The organism is Leuconostoc mesenteroides subsp. mesenteroides ATCC 8293, from assembly GCF_000014445.1.
Lineage (GTDB): Bacteria > Bacillota > Bacilli > Lactobacillales > Lactobacillaceae > Leuconostoc > Leuconostoc mesenteroides.
This window is the reverse complement of the sequence record NC_008531.1, coordinates 759,873-783,407: the sequence shown is the minus strand read 5'-3', so window position 1 is coordinate 783,407 and position 23,535 is coordinate 759,873. Positions and strand designations below refer to the sequence as shown.

Below are 23,535 nucleotides of genomic sequence, written 5' to 3'. Positions count from 1 at the left end.
CAGGCAAATGTTTATGGCAAACAATATACTCGCTCAATGATTAACGATGTAACATGTCTATTTTATAATATAGCAATGATAAGCAATAAATAGCACCCTCAATAATAGTGATAAAGAAGCTGACAGGCCAATTACTAATATAGCTCAAATACAATCCCATCCAGGTGCCAAACAATGCAAACACAAACGAAAGCAATATCATATGATGGACAGACCTAACAATGTATTTGGCAGAGGATGCAGGAACCGTTAACAAAGAAAATATCAATAATGATCCAACAATTTGCGCGGTCACACTGACAGTGCATGCCACTAGTATTAAGAATAGTAAAGAAATCCAGACGGTGCCTTTAGCATTCAAATCAGAACCGATTGTATCAAAAGATATATACTTGAGCTTTCGATACATTAATAGCGTGATTAGTAAAATAACGATAATTAAAACTAATAGCTCATATAGATTTTCTTGGCTAATACCAACAATACTACCAAATAAAATGTTAGTAGCATAACTAGACTGCTTATTCGACAGCGACAAAAATAAAACGCCTAATCCAATGAATATTGCTGAAAAAACACTAATAGAAGATTCCCGTTGACTCAACCGGTTACCTGCGAGAGAAACAAATATTGAACTTAGTATCGTAAATAATAGCATGCCGCCAATGGGTGATATTCCGGCAAAAATAGCAAAACTTGCACCTGAAAAACTAATTTCAGATAAAGTATGGACATAAAAGGATGTTTTACGTGCCACAACGAAAACACCAACAACTGCACAAATAATTGATATAAAAAAGCTTGCTATGAACGCATACTGCATAAACGGATAATTAAACATGCGTACCCCTTTCTGCAGAAGAAGGCAATTCGTTCATTTCACCGTGGTGATTACTAATGTGCAGTTCATAATCACCAAACAAACTAACCAGCTCCGGATCATGTGTAATGAAAATAACAGCTAACTGTTCTTGTGCAATAACTTTTTTAACTAGTTTCAAAAGATCAATCCGTGACTCATAATCCAAATTAGAGGTACTCTCATCTAAAATCAACATCTTGGGATTTGCCATTAATGCTTGTGCTAAGTAGGCACGCTGCTTTTCGCCACCTGAAACACGACCTAAAGCACGATTCTTAATCTCGTTTAAATTAGTTACAGAAATAATTTTTTCTAAGTGCTTCTTTTCTGAAAGAGTTAGCCAAGGCGTAAGAGGATGCGTCAAATTCAACGCTACAAAATCCTTTACACTAAGCGGATACTCTGCATCAATATCTCTAAATTGTGGTACTAATTGAATGTCATCAAATTTAATGTGCAAATAAATTTCTGATTGATAACTATTTTTGTCTCTTGCTGCCTTTAGTAAATAATTAATTAGGGTTGTTTTGCCAACCCCGTTATCGCCGGTGATGCATAATAATGCCCCTGAGTAGGTTGAAAAAGAAAGTTGCTGAATTAATAGACTTCCTGGCACTTCAACATCCAACTGTTTAACTTCTAAAATTTTCTCAATCATATGATGACTACTGTTCTGATTTTTGGATTTTTTCTAACTGCTTATACTGACTTAACATCCATTGTTTGTAGTTTTTACCCTTAGGCATCGTTTCAGTAACATTTAATACTGGTACATCATGCTTCTTTGCTAACTTTTCTAATTGTCCAACTGTTTTGTCGGTTGCTTGCGTATTTTGAACAAAGAAGCTGATTTTTTTATTTTTAATATCATCTTGCATTGCCTTGATATCTTTTGGTGATGGGTCTGTACCATCTTCAACAGACTTAGAAAAATGTGTATTATTTTCAGAATATCCAAGTTCTTCCAAAGCGTAATCAAATACCGGTTCACTTACATCAACTAACTTATTATCTGAATTCTTTTTTAGTGATTTTATTTTTGTTTGAATAGGTTCCAAGCTTGCGATGTATTTTTTAGCGTTTGCTTTAAAAGCAGCCTTATGTTTAGGATCTATTTTTGAAAACTTGTCAGCCAAGTAGTTTGCGAGTTTAGGCATGGTTTGGCTTTGATACCATAAGTGAGGATTATCGCCGTTTTTCTTTCCTAAAATATCTTCACCAACTCGAACAGATTTAACATTTGCATTTTTTGCTAGCTTAGTCATCCAAGAATCATAACCAATGCCATTGTATACAACTAAATCAGCCTTGGAAACTTCTGTAGCAATTTTGGCACTTGGTTCATAATCATGTGGATCAACATTAGGGTTCGTAATGACCGATTTAACCGTACCATACTGACCCAACACTTTTTGAGCTGCTTCCCCATAAAAATCAACTGAGGAAACTACCTGGATATTTTTTGTATCAGCTCTCACTGTGCTGTTACCAGTAACAAATATGAAGAGCGTTAAAATAACGCCAATCAAACTGCCAAAAAAATACTTTTGTTTCATAATTCTATTTCCTACTTTCTCATCTATTCTAAAATTTATGTTGAGATAAACGTTTTGTTTAAGTTTGAAACATAAGAACTGCCTTCTCTCTATATTTAGTGTTAAAATATTTCTTTTTTATTATAGTAATCATTACTATTAAAGTCAACAAAAAGTAATGATTACTTTAAAAGAAAAAGAGCAACTATATCTTTACAATATAGCTGCTCTTTTTTATAAATAAGGTAACTTAATGTCATGCTGTCTTGTTATTTTGCTGACACCGGTCACACAAACCAAACAATTCTAATTTTATGTTTAATACTAAAAATTCTTTCAATGAGTCTTTTAATGCAGGAGACAAACTTGAATCTATTTTTATCACCCGATGACAATTTTGGCAAAAAAAGTGGCCATGTTGTGGCGAAACAAAGTCACATTGAAATTTGACATTCAGCTGACCATTTTCAGAACGTTGTTCAACGATGCCCAGCTCAGAGAATTCTTTGATATTACGATAAGTTGTTGTATGGCTAACATTAGGATACAGTTGTTGCATAAAACTATCAACATCAGTCACTGAGACGTATTGTGATTCAAATTTTGATAAGTATTTCAGGAGATCTTTGCGTTGTTTCGTTACACGAAATTCGCTGTTCTGTAAGATATCCAACCCTTTTTTGTATTGTGTCTCTTCATCTGTCATAGTATTACACTTTCATTATTCATCAAATTTACTTAACAATTATTATCTCTCATAATTATTATTTAGTCCACTGCTTTGTTCCAAAGTAGCAGTCGCTCTCGCTTGTTTCCTTAAAACTTGAAAAGTCATTTTTTACTACTTCTAAATTCAAAAATGCTACAATAAGTTTACCAAGGCTTCTTCACTCAATACTTGGGCTCGTGGCACATACCGCGAGGATATGTGCATCGTTTGTATCTATATAAGGAGATATATTATGACAAAAATTAGTGAAGTTTTCCAAGAGTACAATTTTTCGGATGATAAGCTAACGCTGTTAGCTGGTCCATGCGCAATTGAATCATATGAGACATGTGCTGAGGTTGCCGAAAAGTTAAAAGAAATTACTGACGAATTGGGCATCAACTTTGTTTTCAAATCATCTTTCGATAAGGCCAATCGTAGTTCACTTGATTCCGATCGTGGTGCGGGAATGGCTCATGGCCTTGAAATTTTGAAAAAGATAAAAGAGACTTATAATGTCCCTATCGTTACTGATGTTCACGAATCTTACCAATGTGAACCAGTTGCAAAGGTCGCTGATGTATTACAGATTCCTGCCTATCTAAGTCGACAAACTGACCTCTTAATTGCCGCTGGCAAAACTGGTCGTGTCGTCAATATTAAAAAAGCTCAATTCATGGCACCAGAAGATATTCAAAGTGCTGTGCATAAGGTCGAAGAAACCAACAAACATATTTTAGTTACTGAGCGTGGTAGTATGTTTGGTTATCATCAGCTCGTAGTTGATATGACCAGTCTTATTCAAATGCGTGAGACTAATTTTCCTATCATCTACGATGCTACTCACTCTATCCAAATACCTAGTGGTTATGGTAACCATTCGGGTGGTAATAGAGATTATGCATTCCCATTGATGCGCGCAGCCTTAACGATTGGTGTCGCTGGTATCTTTGCGGAAGTACACCCCAACCCACCAAAGGCTATTTCTGATCAGGATAGTCAATTATACCTTTCTAAAATACGTCCAATCTTAGAGGTAGCTAACGACCTCTTCCATCAAAATCTCAAGATGAAGGCGGTTTATGATCATGAAGGTTTATTATGAAGACGCAAAGAAAACATTTGATGTTGAGATAGAAGCACTGACTCGCGTCAAAAGCTCGCTGGGTAAATCATTTGATGAAGCAGTAGATAAAATTTTATCTACTAAAGGTCGCGTTATATTTATCGGCATTGGAAAATCTGGTATCATCGCTGATAAAATTGCTGCTTCATTTTCTTCAGTAGGCTTGGCAAGTTTCTATATTGATGCAGGGACAGCTTATCATGGTGATTTAGGACGTGTATCATCTGATGACGTTGTTATATTCATATCCAACAGTGGTGAAACACAAGAAGTACTTCAAGCCCTGTCAGCACTACAAAATATTCATAACAATGAATTGGCAACTATAGCCATGACAGGTTCTGAAGATTCGACTCTCGCAAAAAATACAGATATTGTGCTCTCAATTGATGTTGCTGAAGAAGCCGATATCACAAAGTTAGCACCAACTAGCTCAACAACAGCCACACTTGTCATGGGAGATGCCTTGCTCGTTGCCATCGAAACTGCCAAAGAGTTTGATCGTGAAAGCTTCGCAATGTACCATCCTGGCGGCTCCATTGGAAAAATTTTGCTTCAAAACGTTAAAAATTCAATGCACACTAAAATTCCCTATGTTCATGTCGACACCTCAATCAATGAGGTAATCTACCGTATCAGTGACTACGGGATAGGTATTACCTTAGTCAAAGATGAACAAGAAAATGTGATTGGTATTATTACTGATGGTGATATTCGAAAAAAGTTCCTTAATATCAGTAAAGTCAAAGGATCAACAGCAAAAGATTATATGACACAAGGTTTCATTAGTATTAGTGAAGACAAAAGAAATCGTGAAGCTTGGAGAAAAATGGCCAACTATAATATTTCCAACTTAGTCGTTTTGGATAAGGATAAAAAAGTTGTCGGTGTGGTCACCATTCATGATGTATTAGAATGATATTTGCTTTGTACCAAAAAGACTGGAAAAACCTCCAGTCTTTTTTGATATAAACATATATAAATCAGTTGAACTGACTCAATACTTTTCGCGAGATAACAATTGATATTAAAACGCCCAGACCAAGTGGTAATAACATCGCATAATTCAAATGGCAAATTTCAAATATCATAAATAAGGCCATTAACGGTGCTTGTTGTGAGGCGGCAAGTAACGTGGCAGCACCTAATATAGCTACTTCCCACATTGGAATACCTGGAACCAAATAAAGTAAAAAACTACCAATAAATGCTCCTAGAACAGCCCCAATGGCAATTGCTGGGGTCAAGGTCCCTCCAGCAGCACCAAATCGAATGGTCAATACAGTCACCACCATTTTTGTTAAAGCACCCAATAGCAATAAACTCACAGAAAGAAACCCTTCACTGTTGATAGCCAATTGTGCTAACGACCGACCATTGCCCATCACTTCTGGGAATATTATGGAAATTAGTCCCGTGGTCAATCCCATCATAGGTAATTGCCACAGAATGTTATTCTTGCGGGTTTGATTTTTTTCTGCCCATTGGCATAACTTTCGAAATAATGCCCCAGCAATACCACATAATGGTGCAATCACTAACACCACCAGCAAAGTGGCTACTGACAATTTTGCATCCCCAACTAAGTAATATGGCTTAAAGCCTTTGGCGATTGACCCAATAAGCATTGCAATCGTTGACATACTTAAGCTGACTGCAACTGTACGTACCGTCATTTTTTTTAATAAAATTTCAGTACAAAAAAACATTCCTGTTATTGGCGCAATGTATATTCCTGCAAAACCAGCGCCTGCGGCTGATGCAATTAGTAATTTACGATCATCACTAGATAACTGAGGCAGGCTAAATTTTTCAAACGCCGACCCTACTTTTTGGGCAAGCATAGCGCCAGCTTCTCGAGGAGCGAGCTCACGCCCCACTGAACCACCAGTACCTACATAAAATATTTGTGTCATGACATGAAGGATAGTTTGCCAAAAAGGCATCTTCTCTCCCGACAATGCTTTAGTAATCCCCACCGTTGGTTTTGTCTTTGTTCTTAAAAACCACCAAATAACGGCAGCAATCACACTACCGATAAGCACTGAAAATAATCGGCGGACAGGAATTGTTCCGGTTGGAGCTGGTTGCCAAACGGTTTCTTCGTAGTTCAAAAATAATTGTTCAACATACTCTAATAAAAGCCCTAAAAAAAGAGAACTGAGGCCAACGACAATGCCAATCAAAACTGTTCCACCAATTAAAACCATTAACTGATGTTTACTCTGATCGGATTTAACGTTGTTTTTCTGCAATGTGTTTTTCATGACAAGCACTCACCCTATCTCTCTGATAAATATTGAATTACCTCACTATTATATAATAACTAAACAAAAAAAGATTGCCACTACAACAAATTACTTATCGTAATGGCCATCTTTCTACTTTATTAATTTTTTAAAACTGCAATCATAAAATCCATGAAGTCATGTACGAAGCGCTCAGACTTTACACCAACGGCCACTTTTGTCGTTGTCGGTTCAAGTAGCCGCTCCCGATCGCCAATCGTTCGGCCATAATCTTTCGTTTTTTGATCATGAGTCACGCGCATATTTAATGAAATTGTCATAACATAACTTGGATCTATCGCTACCGCAACGGCTAAAGGATCATGTAAGGCCGCTCCCCTGTGATCAATACCTAAATTATCATATGCATCAATATAATAGTCCATCAAATCAGCATATGTTTGACCAGCTTTAGTTCCTAAGTCACGCCACTTTTTTGTGTGTGCCTTTGTCAGTAGCGTACGAAGGGTCACGTCTAAACCTACCATTGTCAAGTGTTCTTGAGCAGTAAATACTTGATCTGCGGCCTGCGGGTCCTGGTTAATATTTGCCTCTGTAAATGGTGTAACATTGCCAGGAACCGTTAAAGCACCACCCATTAATGTAGTATTCCCAATCAACTGTGCAATCTTTGGATCAATTTGTAATGCTTTGGCTAAATTCGTCAATGGTCCAGTGGGTACATATACTAATTCATCTTGGTATTGATGAGCCATATTTATTAAGAACTGAATGCCACTTTCTTTTTCAATTGATCGCGGCGATTTTTCTAATAAAATATTTCCTACACCATTGTCACCATGAATAGCTTTCGATATAGGCATTACCTCAAAATCATTAACTGTGGAAGCCTGTGATTCGCCTAAGTATACAGGTACTTCGTCAGCATGTAACAAATGTAATAAATCTAATGTATTTTGTGCTGCAGTTTTCATTAGTGTGTTACCGTAAGAAGCAATCACACCAATTAAATCCACTCGTGGATCACACACAGCTAAAGCCAAAGCTAGCGCATCATCAACACCAGTATCCAAGTCCAAAATCATTTTTGTTGATGCCATTTTAATTTTCCTCTTTACGATATTGATTCATTTTCGGTACTTGTTCAACAAACCACTTTTCAAACGCTGTTGTGTCAATATCAACCGCCACCTGTGCATTCAATCGACCTTCTGACCATCGATTTTGCGTGTCGGCAATCGTGGCGCCCGCAGCCGGTCCAGAAACAATAATATCAACCCAGTAATCTTTTACTGTATAAAATTCAGGATTTAATAGATAACAAATTGTATTGACATCATGCATAGGCTTACCACCTTCTGCAGTATCACCATAAGCTGTCATAACTTTCTGTAACATTTCACCTGCTTCCCCTTGACTACCAATAGCATCTATTGTTTCAAAAGGTAATAGCGCCTTGAGCGTTACATCAAGGCCAACCATAACAATTGGCACACCACTTTTGAAAACAATGTCGGCTGCATCTGGATCAGTAAACACGTTAAATTCTGCAACTGAAGACACATTCCCTCCTGACAAAGAGCCACCCATCAAAACAAATTTTTCAATCTTGTGAAGTAGACTTGGATATTTTTGGATCAACATTGCAATATTCGTATACGACCCAGTAGCAACAATAGTCATTGGCACGATCGATGCCTCCAGTTCTTCGGCCATTGCAGTAATTGCATCTAATTTAATTGCTTCTTTTGTCACTTGAGGAAAATCATATCCAGGCATACCCGATTCGCCATGAATATAAGCAGCATCAGAGAAATCTTTTTTCAATGGTGCAGCGGCACCTTTTGCAACCGGAATCTGCGTTTGATGAAAAAATGTTGTCAACTTTAATAAATTATTGGTTGTTTTGTCAACACTAACATTTCCAGCAACACTTGTTAGTAGCTTGATATCAATGCTAGGATTGCTGAGGGCAATCGATAGAGCAACTGCATCATCAATCCCTGGATCCATGTCTAAAATTATAGGTATCATCATTTCTCCTTTTAAGAACTTCTCTTTTGACTACCAAACGAACATTCCTGCTGTTGCAGCTGACAATAATGAAACTAATATCCCTGACAACAACATGTACGGTACTCGTGCACTAATGTAATCATTTTTTTCTTTGCTGACAAGGCCTTTGAAACAACCAATAATCATGCCCAGGGTTCCAAAGTTAGCAAAACTAGTAAGGAAAACCGTCAAAACAATACGTGCATGTTCATTTGCAAAGAGTCCCTTACCGGCCATAATTGATTTTGAAACTTCACCCATGACAACAAACTCATTAGTTACCAATTTTGTGCCCATGTATTGCGCAATTTGGAAAGCCTCGTGAACATTGAATCCCAGTAACCATGCAAATGGGAACATGATTACGCCAAAGATATTTTCTAATGTTAACCAGTGTAGCCCAGTTAAACTGAACAACTGATTGATCAGTGCCGCCAAAGAAACAAACGCAATAACAGTAGCCGTAATAATTAAAATCAACTTTCCAGCGCCAAGAATTGAATCGCCTAAGAATGAAAAGAAAGGCTCCTTTTTACCATTATCTGATGCAACACTGACGATGACATCTTCTTCAGGCGTCACTTTAGTGGGATTTAAAATCGTAGCGATGATAATAGCACCTAATATATTAAGCGGGATGGCGGTTAAAACATACTTACCAGGAACCATTTGAGTATACGAACCAATAATAGCCGATGTGACACAGCTCATCGACATCATAGCGAGCGTAAAGTTTCTTCGAGCAGACATCATATCTAGTTGTGCTTTTGAAACAGCTAAGACCTCTGTATTTCCTAGAAACATCATTTCAATCGAAAAGAATGCTTCAAATTTTGGTTGTCCAGTTATAAAAGCGAGCCCCTTACCAATCCACTTAATGAGCCATGGTAGTAAACCAATATAGGTTAAAATATCAAACAAGGGCACAACCAATAAAATTGGCAACAAAGCAGAAGTCACAAAGTTTGGCCCGCCATTATTGGAAGTCAACCATTCAGGTAACGCAAATGCAATTCCTTGTGTTGCCACAGAAACAAGCCAATTGAAACCATCAGCTGCAGCTTGCACAGCGATTTGTCCGGCCTTGAATTGAGTAAAAAACCAGGCTAGCAAAATCTCTAGTGCCAGCACAATGCCGACCGATTTCCACTGAATATTTTTTCGATCCCTTGAAAACAGAGCTGCAATGGCAATGAAAACAAAAATACCAAGAATATTAGCAAATAAAAACATAAGTTATTCCTCTCTTGAACAAAATGCAAGTTAGTAAAACGTTTAACCAAAAACATTATAACACCAACTTTTTGAAAATGGAAGCGTTTTCAATTATTTTTTACTGGTACAATAGTTTAAGAACAATGTTTTTAAACTAAGGAGTAAAATGTGATGCGCAAAATCTCAATAAAAGATGTTGCCAAAAAAGCGGGCGTTTCCATTGCTGCTGTATCTCAAATTTTAAATAACAAAGGCCAACGTTTTTCTGAGGCAACGATTGAAAAAGTACTTCAAGCACGAGATGAGTTAGGCTATGTTCCTAACAGCGCTGCAAGAAATCTTAAGGGCAGGCACAAACGCTTGATTGGCATCATAGTCCCTTCTTTCCGCATGCCTTTTTTTGCCGATATTATTCAAAGCATGCAAGCTAGTGCGCCATCTGATGTTAATTTAGTATTTCTAGGGTCAACCGATGAAAGTTTACAAGATGCAATTTTTTCCTTGGTTGAGCGTGGCGTAGAAGCATTAGTTTTTGGCCGGCACATCCCTAATCGAGCGGAAGTTAATACGTTTTTAAAAAAACGTAATATACCGTATCTGGTGCTTGATCAAAATGCCGATATAAATGCACATGATATGGTTCAAACAAATGAATTTACAGGCGGAAGTATGGCAGCCAGTCATTTAATGTCACTTGGTCATCGAGATATCGCTTTAATTTTACCAAATAATCTGACCGATAACATGCGGCAACGTCGAGCTGGTTTCTTAGACACATTATCTACAGCAAATTTAACGCCAAAAGCAATCATTACTACTACTTTGTCAAAACATGGCGGTTTGGCAGCTGTTCATCAACTTATTCAAAGTAAATCTACAGCAGCATTCATTTTGAATGATGAAATGGCTATCGGTGTTTTGCGTGGTTTGGCCTATCAAGATATTAAAGTACCTGATGATATTTCCATCATTGGTTATGATGATACAGATTATGCAGAATTTATGATTCCTACATTAACTACCATAGCACAACCTGTTTGGGAAATTGGTGAAACGGCCTTAAAAATGATTATCCGACGTCTCGATCATCCTAACCTCCCCTTGCAAACCGAATTTTTCGATGTTAAATTGGTTATTCGTGAATCGACCGGGCCAGTTAAAAATACAAAAGGCAATCATTAAGACATTATGGTTGCTTTTTTTCTTGACATTATTTTTAAAATAACGTACACTGTGATCAACCCTTAATTTAGTAAAACGTTTAACCAACTTTGATATTTTAAGGAGTAATCATTATGAAAAATAAGGTTGTTGTTATCGGTAGTCTCAATATTGATACTATTCAAATGATTGATAGATTACCAAACCAAGGAGAAACCATCACCGTTAACAATCAAGCAAGTACATTTGGTGGTAAAGGTGCCAATCAGGCAGTTGCAGCTGCTCGTCAAGGAGCTGATGTAACAATGATCGGTGCTGTAGGTGATGATGACCGTGGACGTGCCTTCAAACAATTATTAAGTGATGAAGGAATATCAACGGATTATATTTTTACAAAGAGCCAGTTTACTGGTTCCGCCACTATAATGTTGGAGCCAGATGGACATAACACGATTATGGTATATGGTGGCGCAAATATGAATTTAACCAGCGCCGATGTGGAAAAAGCGCGCAATATAATTGCTAATGCTGATGTAATCGTAGCACAGCTTGAAGTACCTACTGAAGCCATTGTTGCTGGGTTTAATATCGCCAAGGAAAATGGCGTACTAACTATATTAAATCCGGCACCTATTACGTCACATCTTGATTCAAATATTATTTCGTCTACTGATTTAATCATACCAAACGAAACTGAAGCCGCGGCACTAGCTCACACTGAGCCAACCACAAAACAATCGTCGTTAACGCCACTCACTTCCAAATTAAATAAAGTAGGTTTTTCCAACGTAGTGGTTACACTTGGCAGTGATGGTGTTTACTATCATGTCAATGGGTCGGCAGATATTTTACCTGTTTTCAAGGTAAATGCCGTTGATACCACTGCTGCTGGTGACACATTTATTGGTACTTTTTCAGCTAATATTGACGACAACTTGTCGAATCTACCAAGTGTCATTCGACGTAGTTGCTTTGCTAGTTCAATAGCCGTCAGCCGATCTGGTGCAATAGCCTCGATTCCAAATAAAAAAGACGTTGACGCTGGTTTGCTTGCTAATGCTGCTATGGCGGAATGAGGCTTATCATGAATGAAAAAAATTTCCAAAAAAAACAAGCAGCCCTCGCCGCTTTAAATTATATCCAGACCGATATGATTATCGGACTAGGAACTGGTTCAACTGTTTCTTATTTTTTAGATGCTTTAGCTGCTTCTCAATATAACGTCATCGGCGTGACCACTTCAACAATTACTAGTCAGCGATGCGCAGAATTAAATATTCCAATTGTCGACATTGATGCCATTGACCATATTGATGTTACAGTTGATGGTGCAGATGAAGTCGATTCCTACCTTAACGGTATAAAAGGTGGCGGAGCTGCCCTACTGATGGAGAAAATAGTAGCTAAAAACTCAAAGAAAAATATCTGGATCGTTGATCGCAGTAAAGTGCACAACACGCTAGGTTCTTTCCCGCTGCCCGTAGAGGTTATCCCCTACGGTAGCGGTCAGTTGTTACGACAATTTGCCAATAAAGGTCTGTTCCCAAAGCTACGTCGTCATCCCGGAAATAACCAGCCCGTTATCACTGATGCTGGTCACTACATTATTGATTGCCATATGACCACAATTAACAATCCATATGCCCTCGCCGAATATCTTGAAAGCCAAGTTGGCGTTGTTGAGCACGGTTTGTTTTTAAATATTTGTGATCGAATAATTATTGGCGATAACACAGTAGAAATTAAAGAACGACAGCAAGCTCATGTGGAGATAAACTGATGTATATGATATATATTGCACTTGCCATTGGAGCTGGTTTAATTTTGGCTGCTCAAAATGCCGTTAACGCGCAGTTAAGTTTTTTGCTCAAATCTCCCCTCGTTGCTTGTTTTATGGCATATATAGTTGGGTCATTTTTATTGCTCATTCTGACTGTTATTCTGGGTGACTTTTCAAAAATAGAGCTTATCTTCTCAGCACCAATATGGATGACAACAGGTGGTCTTTTTGGATTGGTATTCATTACAAGTTGTATTATTCTTTTCCCAAAAATTGGGTCTGTGGAAACAGTCATGTTTCCAACATTAGGGCAAATTTTATCCGGTATGTTTTTTGAAACCTTTGGATGGTTTAATACAACAGTTGTTATGGTTTCAGTAACTCGCATCATTGGTATCATCATTCTTTTAGCTGGCACTTATATTGCCGTGGTGTTATCGGCTCGACATTCAACTATAGAATTGGCAAGTAGTGAGCATTCAAAATCACAAATGCTAAATCGTCTCTGGGCTTTTGGCGCTGGTATTTTATGCACTGTGCAGTCTACCTTTAATGGTCAACTAGGTCATTACATCCAAAGCCCGACTGTTAGCGCATTATGGGCCTTCATAATCGGATTGATCGTGCTCGCTTTTTTGAAAAACAACAATTGGCGTCATTTGCGCATTGGTATCCGTCTGTCACAATCTTGGTTTGCTGGTTTAGCTGGTGCTGCTTTTGTAACCCTTATGTCACTTCTCATCCTACCGTTAGGTCCAGGTCTCACGGTTAGTATTTCAACACTAGGCGTTATGATTGGCGCCATGCTCATTCAACAATTTGGGTTATTTCAATCAAAACAGCAATCAATTTCTATCTATCAAATAATTGGCGTTATTGGCATGTTGATTGGTATTTTAATTATTAAAATATACTAATACTTAAAAACATTACTTAGATGATGTTTTTTTGTTTGCTAGTGAGCAAACCATTCTCTTGCAACTCCTAAATTCTTGACCTACTATAGGGATTATAGTACGAAGAAAGTAGGTCTATATTTATGACATTTCATGAACTAAGCGATGGCCAACACTTACCAGAAATTGGTTTCGGCACATATAAATTAAATGGCTTTGCAGGAACACAATCAATTTTATCCGCAGTTGATGCTGGTTATCGTCTATTCGACACTGCCTTTAATTACCAGAACGAAGGTACAGTTGGACAAGCTATACAACAATCGCATGTCAATCGCGATGAATTAATCATCACCTCAAAGCTTCCAGGGAAGTATTACAGTAGTTATCAAGACTCAATTGATCTAATTCAAGAATCCTTGTATCGAAGTAAGTTAGATTACTTTGATTTGTACCTATTACATTGGCCCAACCCGATTGATGATCATTATCTAGAGGCTTGGCACACACTCATTCAGGCGCAAAAGTTTGGTCTTGTTAAATCAATCGGTGTTTGCAATTTTCTTCCTGAACATATTGAACGTTTGAAAAAAGAAACCAATATATTACCAGTTGTTAACCAAGTTGAATTGCATCCTTATTTCAATCAACAGGAATTGCGTGAATACAATAACACTCAAAATATTTTAACACAGGCTTGGAGCCCATTGGGTCGTGCAAGTGCGATTTTGAAAGACCCTGTTTTAGTTGAATTAGCTAAAAAATACCACAAGAATATTGGTCAACTCGTGTTGAAATGGGAAATATCTCTTGGCGTATTGCCTATACCTAAAGCAAGTAGTTACGCAAGACAAAAAGGTAACCTAGATCTTTTTGATTTTGAAATTAGTTCATCTGATATGCAACGTATCAACGATTTAACAAAACCTGATGGCAGGACAAATAATCAAGATCCTGCAGTTTATCAGGAATTTTAATCAATAAAAAAGCAGTCAACTTCTAATCATAGTTGACTGCTTTTTACTAATCTAACGAGATTACACGCTATTTCACACCGCTAGCAACATCAGCATGATAAATATATGAACGCGTCATTGGTAAGTTTGTACCAGAAGGCCCTTTGGTGAGCAAATACTGAACGACATCAATATTTCCAGCTTCAAATGAACCTGCACAAGCTTGCAAATATAAATCCCACATCCTGTAAAAACGTTCACCATATTTTGAAATAACTTCCTCTTCAACTTTGTGGAAATTAGTTGTCCAAATTTCCAATGTTTTCTGATAATGACGACGCAACGGTTCAATATCATCAACCTGCAAAGAAGCATCAATAATGTGTCCCACGTTTTCCGCTATATTTGGGATGTAACCACCTGGGAAAATGTATTTATTGATCCAAGCATCAACACCTGCACCGTCATGTTGCCCAGTAATGCCGTGAATTAAGGCTGTACCATTTTCTGTAAGAAGGTTGTTCACTTGGTTGAAGTATTCACCTAAGTTTTCTTTCCCAACGTGTTCGAACATACCAACAGAAGTTACATGGTCATAAGTATCTTTTAACTCACGATAGTCTTCCAAATAAACATGAACTCGACCTTCAAGTCCTTCTTCTTTAATCTTATTAGAAACAAAATCATACTGTTGTTGACTAAGTGTTACACCAGTGGCTTCCAAGTTGTATTCTTTAGCTGCGGTGAACAGTAATGTGCCCCAGCCACATCCGATGTCTAATAAAGTTTCACCAGATTGTGCATGAAGTTTATTTAAAATGTGGCGTACTTTGTTCCATTGTGCATCCTCAAGCGTATCTTTTTCGCTAACGAAGTAAGCACAAGAATAAGTCATTGTGGGATCCAACCACATGTTATAAAAATCATTACCAATATCATAATGGCTCTGTACGTCTGCTTTACTCTTATTCTCCGAGTGTGAGTGTTTAGGAATAAGTTTAGAAAACTTAGATCCATTCAAAAAACTTTCTTTGGAATCATACGCAATCTTAACCAACTGTTGTAGATTACCTTTAATTTCAATTTTTCCATCCATGTACGCTTCACCAAAAGTGAGCGAGGCATGTGCCATAATGTCTTTGATCGGTATGACCTCGTGAAGGATGATTGTGGCAATTGGGTCTCCTTGACCGTAACTTACCTTTTCCCCATCCCAAAATTCAACGTCGATTGGGGCGTCGAAACTAGACTTAAAAATCTGTTTATAAATTGTTTTGTCAAGCATAATTTCCCCTTTACCTACTATATTGGTATTGTAAGAAAACATTTACCAAAAGTCAAACATTGATAAAAATGGATGATAGTGCTACACCAAGGAATTAGCTATTTTGCATACAAAATACGCTGAACAGTTTGATCATGATTTTCTGTTGGTAAATCATCTAGTAATTGCGTCGATAAGGCTACACTGATCGTATGCCCCGCGTAGTGTTCTAAGAAGCGATCATAATATCCAGCCCCAAAACCTAAACGTTTACCGCTAACAGTAAAAGCTAACCCAGGAACAATTACCAGATCCAGTTGTTCAACGGCCTGATAGTTATCTATTAGTGGCTCTCTAATGTTCAACATCCCCGTTTGATAACGTGTATTTGAATCTATTTCCACAAAAATCATTTTGTGATTAATAATTTTTGGTACGAGAACTCGCTTGCTTTTTTCCCAGGCTTTAATAATAATCGGACTCGTATTTAATTCGAACTCCATGCTCAAAGTAACTGCTATACTATCAGCAGATTGCCATTCAGGCGTCTGGAAAAGTAGTGCATAAAGTTGCTCCTCTTCCCTTTTACGCTTCATCAGATTTTCTCTAGCAAGAGCTGCTTTTTGTTGAATTCTTAATTCTGATTTTGTTTGCATTTTTCACCAAAAAAAGCCGGTTTTACCAGCTTTTAAATTATTCAAATAGATGCGTCATTGCTAATGCTTCAGCTTCACGTTTCACTTGCTTGAGTACTTTTTCATCATCATAATGATGAATGGCTGTCACAATCAATTCGGCTACGTTAGTGGCATCATCTTCATCAAATCCACGCGTTGTGATTGCTGCAGTTCCAATACGAATACCAGATGTAACAAATGGACTTAATTGTTCATTTGGCAGAGCTTCTTTGTTTGTAGTAATTGAAACTGTGTCTAATAATTCCTGTGTTTGCTTACCATTTAACGCTGTTTTAGTTAGGTCCAAATTGAATAAATGGTTGTCAGTGCCACCAGCTACAACACGAATATCTTCAGTATCATTGAAAACTTTTGCCATAGCTTGCGCATTTTTAATAACTTGTTGTGCGTAGTCTTTAAATTTAGGTTGTAAAGCTTCTCCAAAGGCAATTGCTTTACCTGCAATAATGTGTTCCAATGGTCCACCTTGTGATCCAGGGAAAATAGCTGAATTAAGCTGCTTAGCATACTTTTCCTGTGATAGAATAACCCCACCACGCGGACCTCGCAATGTTTTATGTGTTGTTGATGTAACAACATCTGCAATGCCTACTGGATTGGGATGTAGCCCAGCAGCTACAAGTCCGGCAATATGCGCCATATCAACCATTAAATAGGCACCCACTTCGTCAGCAATCGCACGAAACTTATCAAATTCAATGATTCGTGAATATGCAGAAGCACCGGCCACAATCATCTGTGGTTTTACTTCACGTGCTTGCTTGGCAATTGCTTCATAATCTAAGGTTTCTGTTTCCGAATTTAATCCATAAGTATGTGATTCATAAACTTTTCCAGAGAAACTGACCTTGGCCCCATGTGTCAAGTGTCCACCAGCGTCAAGACTCATACCCAATATCTTGTCACCTGGCTTTAAAAATGCCATGTAAGCAGCAGCATTCGCTTGGGAACCAGAATGCGGCTGAACGTTAGCATATTCAGCACCAAAAAGTTCTTTTAAACGATCGATGGCTACCTGTTCAACAACGTCCACGTACTCCGTGCCACCATAATAACGCTTATAAGGGTATCCTTCAGCATACTTATTTGTCAACACCGAACCTTGTGCGGCACGTACGGCTTGCGATGTAAAGTTCTCAGAAGCGATTAATTCAATTGTACGGTTTTGACGCGCACTTTCTTGTTGAATCGCACTCCAGACAATAGGGTCTAATTCTTGATATGACATTTGATTCTCCTTGGTTGATATAGCCTAATTATACATTAAAAAATCAACGATTTAAATCATAAAATGTCATAATATAGCAAACAATCCCACAATTATCAGATAGATAGTTCGTCTTTAATAGATTGCATAATCATCGCAGGCTCGATGATTTTAGTGTGCACAATAGTTTTATCAAATAACGTTGCTACTTGTGCTGGAATAACTGTATTTGTTCGTTCAGCTAGCTTTTGCAAATCCACTACGCCCCCTTCGTTTTTTTCCTGCAATGCTGCCAAAACTGTTTGTGGAAACTTATAAGCACTTGCTGTTGCTGCAAGTAACGTTTGCTGTGTTTCTTCTTCGTAAGCAAAGCGACCAACAGCCGTATGCGGATCAATTAAGTAACCGCTATTTTCAAAGACATCTTTAATCGTATCAACCACTTGAGATTGTGTCGCAAATTTAGCTGTGAATTTTTGCAAATAATTACGCGTTTTATCAGTCAAGGTATATTGACCATTTTCAGCTAATGACTTCATATACTGGCGAACTTCTTCATCATTACGACCACTAGCAAAATACAACAACCGTTCCAAGTTGCTTGATACTAAGATATCCATTGCCGGTGAATTTGTGACTTTAAAATCACGTTGACGATCATAGATACCAGTGTTGAAAAAATCAGTTAATACATTATTTTCATCCGAAGCAACTGTAAACTGATGAACTGGTAATCCTAACTGACTGGCATAATATGAAGCAAGCACATTACCAAAGTTTCCGGTTGGCACATCAATATTGATTTCTTCTCCTGGTACCACCACATCATTTTTTACTAATTGGGCGTAAGCATAAATGTAATACACAATTTGTGGTACTAATCGACCAATATTAATTGAATTAGCTGATGAAAAACGCATACCCTTTTCTGATAATTCCTGAATTAATTTCTCATCGCTCAAAATAGATTTTACAGCTTTTTGGGCATCATCAAAATTACCAGTTATTGCTGTAACATGAGCATTGTGTCCCTCTTCAGTTTGCATCTGTTGACGCTGAATATCACTAACACCAACTTCTGGGTAAAAAACAACTATTTCAGTATTTTCAACATTTGCAAAGCCGCTCATAGCAGCAGTTCCTGTATCGCCAGATGTAGCTGTTAAAATAACAATTTTATCATTTAGTGACTGCTTTTTAGCAGCTGTCGTTAATAGATGTGGTAGTGCCTGTAGTGCAACATCTTTGAATGCTAAGGTTGGTCCATGAAACAATTCAATATAGTGCAACTTGTTTTCATTGTGCAAGGTCACAATGCTCTCAGCATCCCATTGATTGCCATATGATTTTGAAATAATATGGTCAATTTCCTGAACTGTAAAATCATCAAAAAAGGCATCAAATACTTGCGTGGCAATTTCTTGATAGCTTTGCTGGCTTAGATTTTTCCAATCTAATTTTAATTTTGGCCATTTTTCTGGAACGTAAAGACCGCCATCTGGCGCAATACCGTTTATTATTGCTTGGCTAGATGTAACTGCAGGCGCCTGTCCACGTGTTGATACATAATTCATAGTAACTAAATTCCTTTTTTTATAATTTATCCAATTATAACAAATTTGTTTATTTTTAGATATTATAATGATAAAATCATAAGAAGAACATATATAAAATACTCAAAATAAAGGGAATATCACATGGAAATAGGCATCGGTCTTTTTGGTCTCGGCACAGTTGGAAGTGGTGTCGTAAAAATTTTACAACAAAACGCTAATCAAATTACCCAACGCACGGGATCTCATTTGGTCGTACGTCATGCCGTCGTACATAATCTTAATAAACCGCGCACAGGTTTTACACAAGATTTTCCAATCACTGATAATCCTGAGGATATTTTAGGCAATGACGAAATACAAATTGTAGTAGAAGTCATGGGTGGAATTGATTATGCATACGATATTATCAAACGCGCACTTATGGCAAAAAAGCATGTTGTCACGGCAAACAAAGATTTAATCGCAAGTCGTGGACAAGAGTTAGCTGAATTAGCCAACCAGAATGGTGTTGATTTATATTATGAAGCTGCCGTTGCCGGTGGCGTGCCTATCTTGCGTACGCTTTCAAGCAGTTTTACGGCAGATGAAATTTCACGTGTCGCCGGTATCATTAACGGCACAAGTAACTTTATTCTAACGCAAATGGCTACAAATGGTTTAACGTATGCAGAAGCCCTTAAATTAGCTCAAGACAAAGGTTTTGCTGAATCTGATCCCACAAATGACGTGGAAGGTTTTGATGCAGCATACAAGTTAATTATTTTGTCTAACTTTTCGTTTGGTGTGCAACCTGTTATGGATGACGTAACTATTACTGGTATTGCCGACTTAACGGATTCAGATATCAACGATGCGCACGGTTTTGGCTACGCAATCAAATTGCTTGGTGTTGCCCAAAGAGTTGGTAATGCACTCAGTATTGAGGTTTCCCCTCACCTTGTTTCGTTTAACCATCCCTTAGCGACCGTTAACAATGAAAACAATGCCGTTTTAGTTAATGGTGAGTCAGTTGGTGAAGTGATGCTATATGGACCAGGCGCTGGTGAAATGCCTACTGCTAATTCGGTATTAAGTGATTTAACCAATGTCGCTACCAATCTAGCGCTGAATACGCCAGGAAGACCATTTAATACTTTTAACCAAGATCTAGATTTGGCTAAACCTTCACAGCGCGTGGCAAGACGTTTTATTGTTGTAGAAGTAGCTGACACGCCAGGAGCAATGTATTCCGTAACCGGTATGTTTGCTTCCGCAAAAATAAGTTTTACTGATTTAAAGCAAACCCCAGCAAAAAATGGTTTTGCTCGATTAGTTGCTCTGACACACGCTGCCTCTGATGCGCAGCTCAATGTTATTCGTACAACAATCCGAAATGCTGATGGCATTAATTTAGCGGCGGAGTATAAAATTTTCTCATGATTAAAATAACTGTACCAGCTACTAGCGCCAATATTGGCCCTGGCTTTGATTCTCTTGGTGTGGCCTTAAAACTATACTTAACCTTAGAAGTGTATGAAGAAACCTCCGAATGGCAAGTGATTCATGATTACGGTGCAAATATGCCCAGTGATGTTAACAACTTCATCGTCAAAACAGCACTCTTATTAGCCCCAAACTTGACACCTCATCGTATTGTTGTAAAATCTGATATTCCACTTGCACGCGGACTGGGTTCATCATCTTCTGCGCTGTTGGCTGGTCTAGCAATGGCCAATGTTCTGGCTGATATGCGATTGAATAATGACGCTTTATTGAAGCAAGCGACGGCTTTAGAAGGTCATCCAGATAATGTTGCTCCTGCGTTACTTGGAGGTAGTGTAGCAGCCTTTTACGATGGCGAGCAGGTCTATCATGCACCATTGAGTTTACCAAAAGACATTAATTTCATCACCTTCATTCCGAATTACGAACTGCTCACAACTGAAGCACGTAATGCGTTGCCTGCTAAGATGACATTTAAAGATAGTGTTGCTGCCAGCGCTATCAGTAATACTTTAACCGCAGCATTGAACGCCGGTGATTTCAATACAGCTCGTGTTTTAATTGAAAAGGACCAATTTCATGAACAGGCTCGTGCTCATTTAGCACCACACCTAAAAATTATTCGTGATACTGCCCATCAACTAGAAATCATCGGCACCTATCTTTCTGGTGCGGGTCCGACTGTTATCACTCTCGTATCAAAGGATAATGCAACTAAGTTATTAAAAGTGCTGACAAACATGGCTTTGCCAGGAAAACTATTATTACTAGAACCAGATTATACTGGTTTACAAATTACAAAAAATAATTAGGAGAATATGTGCTTACCAGCACTTACATATTATGAAAGTTACAAAATTTGGTGGTTCTTCACTAGCTAACGGTCAACAACTGCAACGTGTCTACGATATCATTCGTGCTGATGATGATCGAAAAGTTGTTGTTGTCTCAGCACCTGGTAAACGATTCAAAGATGATCGGAAGGTGACCGATTTATTGATATCATACGCGCAAGCTACGCTTGCAGACGAAGATACCACTGAAATTATTGAAACGATTAAACATCGCTATCACTCTATTGGTGAATACTTTGAGTTACCAGATTATGAACTAGCTGACCTCGATGAACAAATTGAACATCTAGCAAGAAAACATTACCGATCATTTGATTATTTATATGCAGCATTCGCTGCTCACGGCGAATATTTAAATGCGCAATTGATTGCTAAAGTCTTTAACCATTTAGGTATGCCAGCTCGTTTTGTGGATCCTAAAGAGATTGGATTGGTCGTGGATGATAATGCGCGATCAGCAACATTTGATGCCGCTTCTTATACCACAATCGGCGAGTTAGACCTGTCAACTTCTGAACGACTCATTGTCCCTGGCTTCTTTGGCTACACTAAGAATGGCGACATGGCTACATTTTCACGTGGTGGTTCAGACATAACTGGTGCTATTATGGCACGCGGACTACGAGCTGATTTATATGAAAACTTTACCGATGTCAGTGCTATCTATGCTGTTAATCCTTCAATTGTCGAACATCCAGCAGCTATCCAACAAATGACATACGATGAGATGCGCGAGTTATCTTATGCTGGTTTTGCTGTATTCCATGATGAAGCCATTATTCCAGCCATTCAAGGTGGTATTCGTATAAACATCAAAAATACCAATGATCCCGATGCCCCTGGAACATTTATCGTACCACCTACAGAGGTTCAGCAAACACGTCCTGTAACTGGTATTGCCAACTCCAACCGCTTTGCTGCCCTATACTTACATCGGTACTTATTGAATAAACAAGTTGGTTTTACCCTTCGTATTCTTGAGATTTTGAAGCGTCACAATATTTCTTACGAACATATGCCTTCTGGTATTGATGATTTGACAATTATTTTTGATAAAACAATGTTAACGCAAGAGCAAGTTGATAACATGTTAAGCGATATTGCTGCTGAAATTAAACCTGATACATTAAAGTGGATTCCAAGCTACGGTATTATAATGGTTGTTGGTGAAGGAATGCGTAATCGTGTTGGTGCCTTGACGGAGATTGTCGCGCCCCTGAAGGAGCGTAATATCAGTCTACAAATGGTTAACCAAGGAGCGAGCGAAATTTCGATTATGTTAGGAATTCAGCCCGACTTATCTGATAGTGCTGTAGAAGCAATCTATACAAATATCTTTAAATGACATTAAAAAGAGGCGTATTAACTATTAAAGTTAATACGCCTCTTTTGTTAAACTGATGCATTGATTATTTTCATCAAATAGGCCAATATATACATCCGGCATTTCCATTTTTTGCCAGTCTATAAAATTGAAATAACCACTTGTTAAGTAATGGAACAATAAGCTTAATGCCGTCCCATGACTTGTAATAATTATTTCACCAGAAGATTCATCAATAATTTGATAAAAAGCTGTTTTCATTCTTTGTTGCACAGTTGCTAAAGATTCTTCCCCAGCGGTTTTAAAATAAAAATTTTGCCACAGCTTTTCTAAATGATTTTGCCAATCTATTTGGTCATTAGTTTGCCGTTCGCGCAATGCAGCATTCAAATTAATTTCTATACCCAGTGTAGTTGCTGTTGGTTCAATAGTCTGCAACGCACGCTGATAAGGTGATGAATAGATAGCCTTAATATTTTTGTCTACAAAATAACCCACCAAATCATGGGCCAACTGCTTTCCTTCTATCGTTAATGGTGCCGAATAATCGTCTTTAATTTTATCATCACGAATGCTATGACGCACGAAATAGATTCTTCTCATAGT

At 37.9% G+C, this 23,535-nt stretch carries 23 protein-coding genes; 10 read left to right on the top strand and 13 right to left on the bottom strand.

Features of this window, described 5'->3' with window-relative positions; translation table 11 throughout:
- Nucleotides 1–40 precede the first annotated feature (40 nt).
- From LEUM_RS03925 to LEUM_RS03910, 4 genes are all read right to left on the bottom strand, one after another.
- Entirely contained in the window at nucleotides 41–841 is an 801-nt protein-coding gene (locus LEUM_RS03925) for a metal ABC transporter permease (RefSeq protein WP_011679581.1), read from the bottom strand.
- A complete protein-coding gene (locus LEUM_RS03920) occupies nucleotides 834–1,520 on the bottom strand; it encodes an ATP-binding cassette domain-containing protein (protein WP_011679580.1) in 687 nt (228 codons plus the stop codon). Before LEUM_RS03920 ends, LEUM_RS03925 begins: the two co-directional genes overlap by 8 nt.
- A 7-nt stretch (nucleotides 1,521–1,527) precedes the next feature.
- Nucleotides 1,528–2,418 (bottom strand): metal ABC transporter solute-binding protein, encoded by an 891-nt coding sequence (locus LEUM_RS03915; RefSeq protein ID WP_011679579.1) that lies wholly within the window; start codon nucleotides 2,416–2,418, stop codon nucleotides 1,528–1,530.
- A 235-nt stretch (nucleotides 2,419–2,653) separates the two neighbouring features.
- Nucleotides 2,654–3,103 carry a Fur family transcriptional regulator gene (locus LEUM_RS03910; RefSeq protein WP_004164151.1) on the bottom strand — a complete coding sequence of 150 codons (450 nt, stop codon included), beginning with the start codon at nucleotides 3,101–3,103 and terminating at the stop codon, nucleotides 2,654–2,656.
- Nucleotides 3,104–3,359: 256 nt separating this feature from the next.
- On the opposite strand from LEUM_RS03910, the gene kdsA reads away from it, so the two are divergent.
- Nucleotides 3,360–4,211 carry a 3-deoxy-8-phosphooctulonate synthase gene (gene kdsA, locus LEUM_RS03905; protein ID WP_011679578.1) on the top strand — a complete coding sequence of 284 codons (852 nt, stop codon included), beginning with the start codon at nucleotides 3,360–3,362 and terminating at the stop codon, nucleotides 4,209–4,211.
- On the top strand, nucleotides 4,195–5,151 hold the full coding sequence (locus LEUM_RS03900; RefSeq protein ID WP_031295622.1) for a KpsF/GutQ family sugar-phosphate isomerase: 957 nt from the start codon (nucleotides 4,195–4,197) through the stop codon (nucleotides 5,149–5,151). The genes kdsA and LEUM_RS03900 overlap by 17 nt, the downstream gene beginning before the upstream one ends.
- A 64-nt stretch (nucleotides 5,152–5,215) precedes the next feature.
- On the opposite strand, the gene LEUM_RS03895 is transcribed toward LEUM_RS03900, so the two are convergent.
- From LEUM_RS03895 to LEUM_RS03880, 4 genes are all read right to left on the bottom strand, one after another.
- Entirely contained in the window at nucleotides 5,216–6,499 is a 1,284-nt protein-coding gene (locus LEUM_RS03895; RefSeq protein ID WP_011679577.1) for a chloride channel protein, read from the bottom strand.
- 122 nt (nucleotides 6,500–6,621) lie between these two features.
- Nucleotides 6,622–7,581, bottom strand: a complete 960-nt coding sequence (locus tag LEUM_RS03890; protein ID WP_011679576.1) for a nucleoside hydrolase — start codon at nucleotides 7,579–7,581, stop codon at nucleotides 6,622–6,624.
- Nucleotide 7,582: 1 nt separating this feature from the next.
- Nucleotides 7,583–8,515, bottom strand: coding sequence for a ribonucleoside hydrolase RihC (gene rihC / locus LEUM_RS03885; protein ID WP_011679575.1), 933 nt, complete (start codon nucleotides 8,513–8,515; stop codon nucleotides 7,583–7,585).
- Nucleotides 8,516–8,545: 30 nt separating this feature from the next.
- A complete protein-coding gene (locus LEUM_RS03880; protein WP_011679574.1) occupies nucleotides 8,546–9,769 on the bottom strand; it encodes a NupC/NupG family nucleoside CNT transporter in 1,224 nt (407 codons plus the stop codon).
- A gap of 153 nt (nucleotides 9,770–9,922) precedes the next feature.
- Between LEUM_RS03880 and rbsR the strand changes: the two genes are divergently transcribed.
- The 5 genes from rbsR to LEUM_RS03855 all read left to right on the top strand — a co-directional run bounded on the left by rbsR (nucleotide 9,923) and on the right by LEUM_RS03855 (nucleotide 14,565).
- Nucleotides 9,923–10,933 (top strand): ribose utilization transcriptional repressor RbsR, encoded by a 1,011-nt coding sequence (gene rbsR / locus LEUM_RS03875; RefSeq protein WP_011679573.1) that lies wholly within the window; start codon nucleotides 9,923–9,925, stop codon nucleotides 10,931–10,933.
- Nucleotides 10,934–11,046: 113 nt separating this feature from the next.
- The gene (rbsK, locus tag LEUM_RS03870; RefSeq protein ID WP_011679572.1) at nucleotides 11,047–11,988 is read left to right on the top strand and encodes a ribokinase; all 942 of its coding nucleotides are present in this window, start codon (nucleotides 11,047–11,049) and stop codon (nucleotides 11,986–11,988) included.
- An 8-nt stretch (nucleotides 11,989–11,996) separates the two neighbouring features.
- Entirely contained in the window at nucleotides 11,997–12,692 is a 696-nt protein-coding gene (gene rpiA, locus LEUM_RS03865; RefSeq protein ID WP_011679571.1) for a ribose-5-phosphate isomerase RpiA, read from the top strand.
- Entirely contained in the window at nucleotides 12,692–13,609 is a 918-nt protein-coding gene (locus LEUM_RS03860) for a DMT family transporter (RefSeq protein WP_011679570.1), read from the top strand. The genes rpiA and LEUM_RS03860 overlap by 1 nt, the downstream gene beginning before the upstream one ends.
- 122 nt (nucleotides 13,610–13,731) lie before the next feature.
- Nucleotides 13,732–14,565: an aldo/keto reductase gene (locus LEUM_RS03855; protein ID WP_011679569.1), complete on the top strand. Its 834-nt coding sequence runs from the start codon at nucleotides 13,732–13,734 to the stop codon at nucleotides 14,563–14,565.
- Nucleotides 14,566–14,632: 67 nt separating this feature from the next.
- Here LEUM_RS03855 and LEUM_RS03850 read toward each other — a convergent pair whose 3' ends face one another.
- The 4 genes from LEUM_RS03850 to thrC form a co-directional block, all read right to left on the bottom strand.
- On the bottom strand, nucleotides 14,633–15,829 hold the full coding sequence (locus tag LEUM_RS03850; RefSeq protein ID WP_011679568.1) for an SAM-dependent methyltransferase: 1,197 nt from the start codon (nucleotides 15,827–15,829) through the stop codon (nucleotides 14,633–14,635).
- A gap of 98 nt (nucleotides 15,830–15,927) precedes the next feature.
- The gene (locus LEUM_RS03845) at nucleotides 15,928–16,464 is read right to left on the bottom strand and encodes a 5-formyltetrahydrofolate cyclo-ligase (protein ID WP_011679567.1); all 537 of its coding nucleotides are present in this window, start codon (nucleotides 16,462–16,464) and stop codon (nucleotides 15,928–15,930) included.
- A 37-nt stretch (nucleotides 16,465–16,501) separates the two neighbouring features.
- The gene (gene glyA, locus LEUM_RS03840; protein ID WP_011679566.1) at nucleotides 16,502–17,734 is read right to left on the bottom strand and encodes a serine hydroxymethyltransferase; all 1,233 of its coding nucleotides are present in this window, start codon (nucleotides 17,732–17,734) and stop codon (nucleotides 16,502–16,504) included.
- Between the two features lie 95 nt (nucleotides 17,735–17,829).
- A complete protein-coding gene (gene thrC, locus LEUM_RS03835) occupies nucleotides 17,830–19,287 on the bottom strand; it encodes a threonine synthase (protein WP_011679565.1) in 1,458 nt (485 codons plus the stop codon).
- A gap of 123 nt (nucleotides 19,288–19,410) precedes the next feature.
- Here thrC and LEUM_RS03830 point away from each other — a divergent pair, with 123 nt between their 5' ends.
- Genes LEUM_RS03830 through LEUM_RS03820 form a run of 3 tightly spaced genes read left to right on the top strand, consistent with a single transcriptional unit; the run spans nucleotide 19,411 to nucleotide 22,950 of the window.
- On the top strand, nucleotides 19,411–20,688 hold the full coding sequence (locus LEUM_RS03830; protein ID WP_004164184.1) for a homoserine dehydrogenase: 1,278 nt from the start codon (nucleotides 19,411–19,413) through the stop codon (nucleotides 20,686–20,688).
- Nucleotides 20,685–21,563, top strand: coding sequence for a homoserine kinase (thrB, locus tag LEUM_RS03825; protein ID WP_011679564.1), 879 nt, complete (start codon nucleotides 20,685–20,687; stop codon nucleotides 21,561–21,563). The genes LEUM_RS03830 and thrB overlap by 4 nt, the downstream gene beginning before the upstream one ends.
- 31 nt (nucleotides 21,564–21,594) lie before the next feature.
- Nucleotides 21,595–22,950 (top strand): aspartate kinase, encoded by a 1,356-nt coding sequence (locus LEUM_RS03820; protein ID WP_011679563.1) that lies wholly within the window; start codon nucleotides 21,595–21,597, stop codon nucleotides 22,948–22,950.
- A gap of 30 nt (nucleotides 22,951–22,980) precedes the next feature.
- On the opposite strand, the gene LEUM_RS03815 is transcribed toward LEUM_RS03820, so the two are convergent.
- Nucleotides 22,981–23,532, bottom strand: coding sequence for a histidine phosphatase family protein (locus LEUM_RS03815; protein WP_153245352.1), 552 nt, complete (start codon nucleotides 23,530–23,532; stop codon nucleotides 22,981–22,983).
- Nucleotides 23,533–23,535: the final 3 nt, after the last annotated feature.

What these genes read in the sequence shown, in the direction of transcription:
- LEUM_RS03925 (WP_011679581.1), bottom strand. Translation starts at nt 841, where the DNA reads ATGTTTAATTATCCGTTTATGCAGTATGCGTTCATAGCAAGCTTTTTT.
- LEUM_RS03920 (WP_011679580.1), bottom strand. Translation starts at nt 1,520, where the DNA reads ATGATTGAGAAAATTTTAGAAGTTAAACAGTTGGATGTTGAAGTGCCA.
- LEUM_RS03915 (WP_011679579.1), bottom strand. Translation starts at nt 2,418, where the DNA reads ATGAAACAAAAGTATTTTTTTGGCAGTTTGATTGGCGTTATTTTAACG.
- LEUM_RS03910 (WP_004164151.1), bottom strand. Translation starts at nt 3,103, where the DNA reads ATGACAGATGAAGAGACACAATACAAAAAAGGGTTGGATATCTTACAG.
- kdsA (WP_011679578.1), top strand. Translation starts at nt 3,360, where the DNA reads ATGACAAAAATTAGTGAAGTTTTCCAAGAGTACAATTTTTCGGATGAT.
- LEUM_RS03900 (WP_031295622.1), top strand. Translation starts at nt 4,195, where the DNA reads ATGAAGGTTTATTATGAAGACGCAAAGAAAACATTTGATGTTGAGATA.
- LEUM_RS03895 (WP_011679577.1), bottom strand. Translation starts at nt 6,499, where the DNA reads ATGAAAAACACATTGCAGAAAAACAACGTTAAATCCGATCAGAGTAAA.
- LEUM_RS03890 (WP_011679576.1), bottom strand. Translation starts at nt 7,581, where the DNA reads ATGGCATCAACAAAAATGATTTTGGACTTGGATACTGGTGTTGATGAT.
- rihC (WP_011679575.1), bottom strand. Translation starts at nt 8,515, where the DNA reads ATGATACCTATAATTTTAGACATGGATCCAGGGATTGATGATGCAGTT.
- LEUM_RS03880 (WP_011679574.1), bottom strand. Translation starts at nt 9,769, where the DNA reads ATGTTTTTATTTGCTAATATTCTTGGTATTTTTGTTTTCATTGCCATT.
- rbsR (WP_011679573.1), top strand. Translation starts at nt 9,923, where the DNA reads ATGCGCAAAATCTCAATAAAAGATGTTGCCAAAAAAGCGGGCGTTTCC.
- rbsK (WP_011679572.1), top strand. Translation starts at nt 11,047, where the DNA reads ATGAAAAATAAGGTTGTTGTTATCGGTAGTCTCAATATTGATACTATT.
- rpiA (WP_011679571.1), top strand. Translation starts at nt 11,997, where the DNA reads ATGAATGAAAAAAATTTCCAAAAAAAACAAGCAGCCCTCGCCGCTTTA.
- LEUM_RS03860 (WP_011679570.1), top strand. Translation starts at nt 12,692, where the DNA reads ATGTATATGATATATATTGCACTTGCCATTGGAGCTGGTTTAATTTTG.
- LEUM_RS03855 (WP_011679569.1), top strand. Translation starts at nt 13,732, where the DNA reads ATGACATTTCATGAACTAAGCGATGGCCAACACTTACCAGAAATTGGT.
- LEUM_RS03850 (WP_011679568.1), bottom strand. Translation starts at nt 15,829, where the DNA reads ATGCTTGACAAAACAATTTATAAACAGATTTTTAAGTCTAGTTTCGAC.
- LEUM_RS03845 (WP_011679567.1), bottom strand. Translation starts at nt 16,464, where the DNA reads ATGCAAACAAAATCAGAATTAAGAATTCAACAAAAAGCAGCTCTTGCT.
- glyA (WP_011679566.1), bottom strand. Translation starts at nt 17,734, where the DNA reads ATGTCATATCAAGAATTAGACCCTATTGTCTGGAGTGCGATTCAACAA.
- thrC (WP_011679565.1), bottom strand. Translation starts at nt 19,287, where the DNA reads ATGAATTATGTATCAACACGTGGACAGGCGCCTGCAGTTACATCTAGC.
- LEUM_RS03830 (WP_004164184.1), top strand. Translation starts at nt 19,411, where the DNA reads ATGGAAATAGGCATCGGTCTTTTTGGTCTCGGCACAGTTGGAAGTGGT.
- thrB (WP_011679564.1), top strand. Translation starts at nt 20,685, where the DNA reads ATGATTAAAATAACTGTACCAGCTACTAGCGCCAATATTGGCCCTGGC.
- LEUM_RS03820 (WP_011679563.1), top strand. Translation starts at nt 21,595, where the DNA reads ATGAAAGTTACAAAATTTGGTGGTTCTTCACTAGCTAACGGTCAACAA.
- LEUM_RS03815 (WP_153245352.1), bottom strand. Translation starts at nt 23,532, where the DNA reads ATGAGAAGAATCTATTTCGTGCGTCATAGCATTCGTGATGATAAAATT.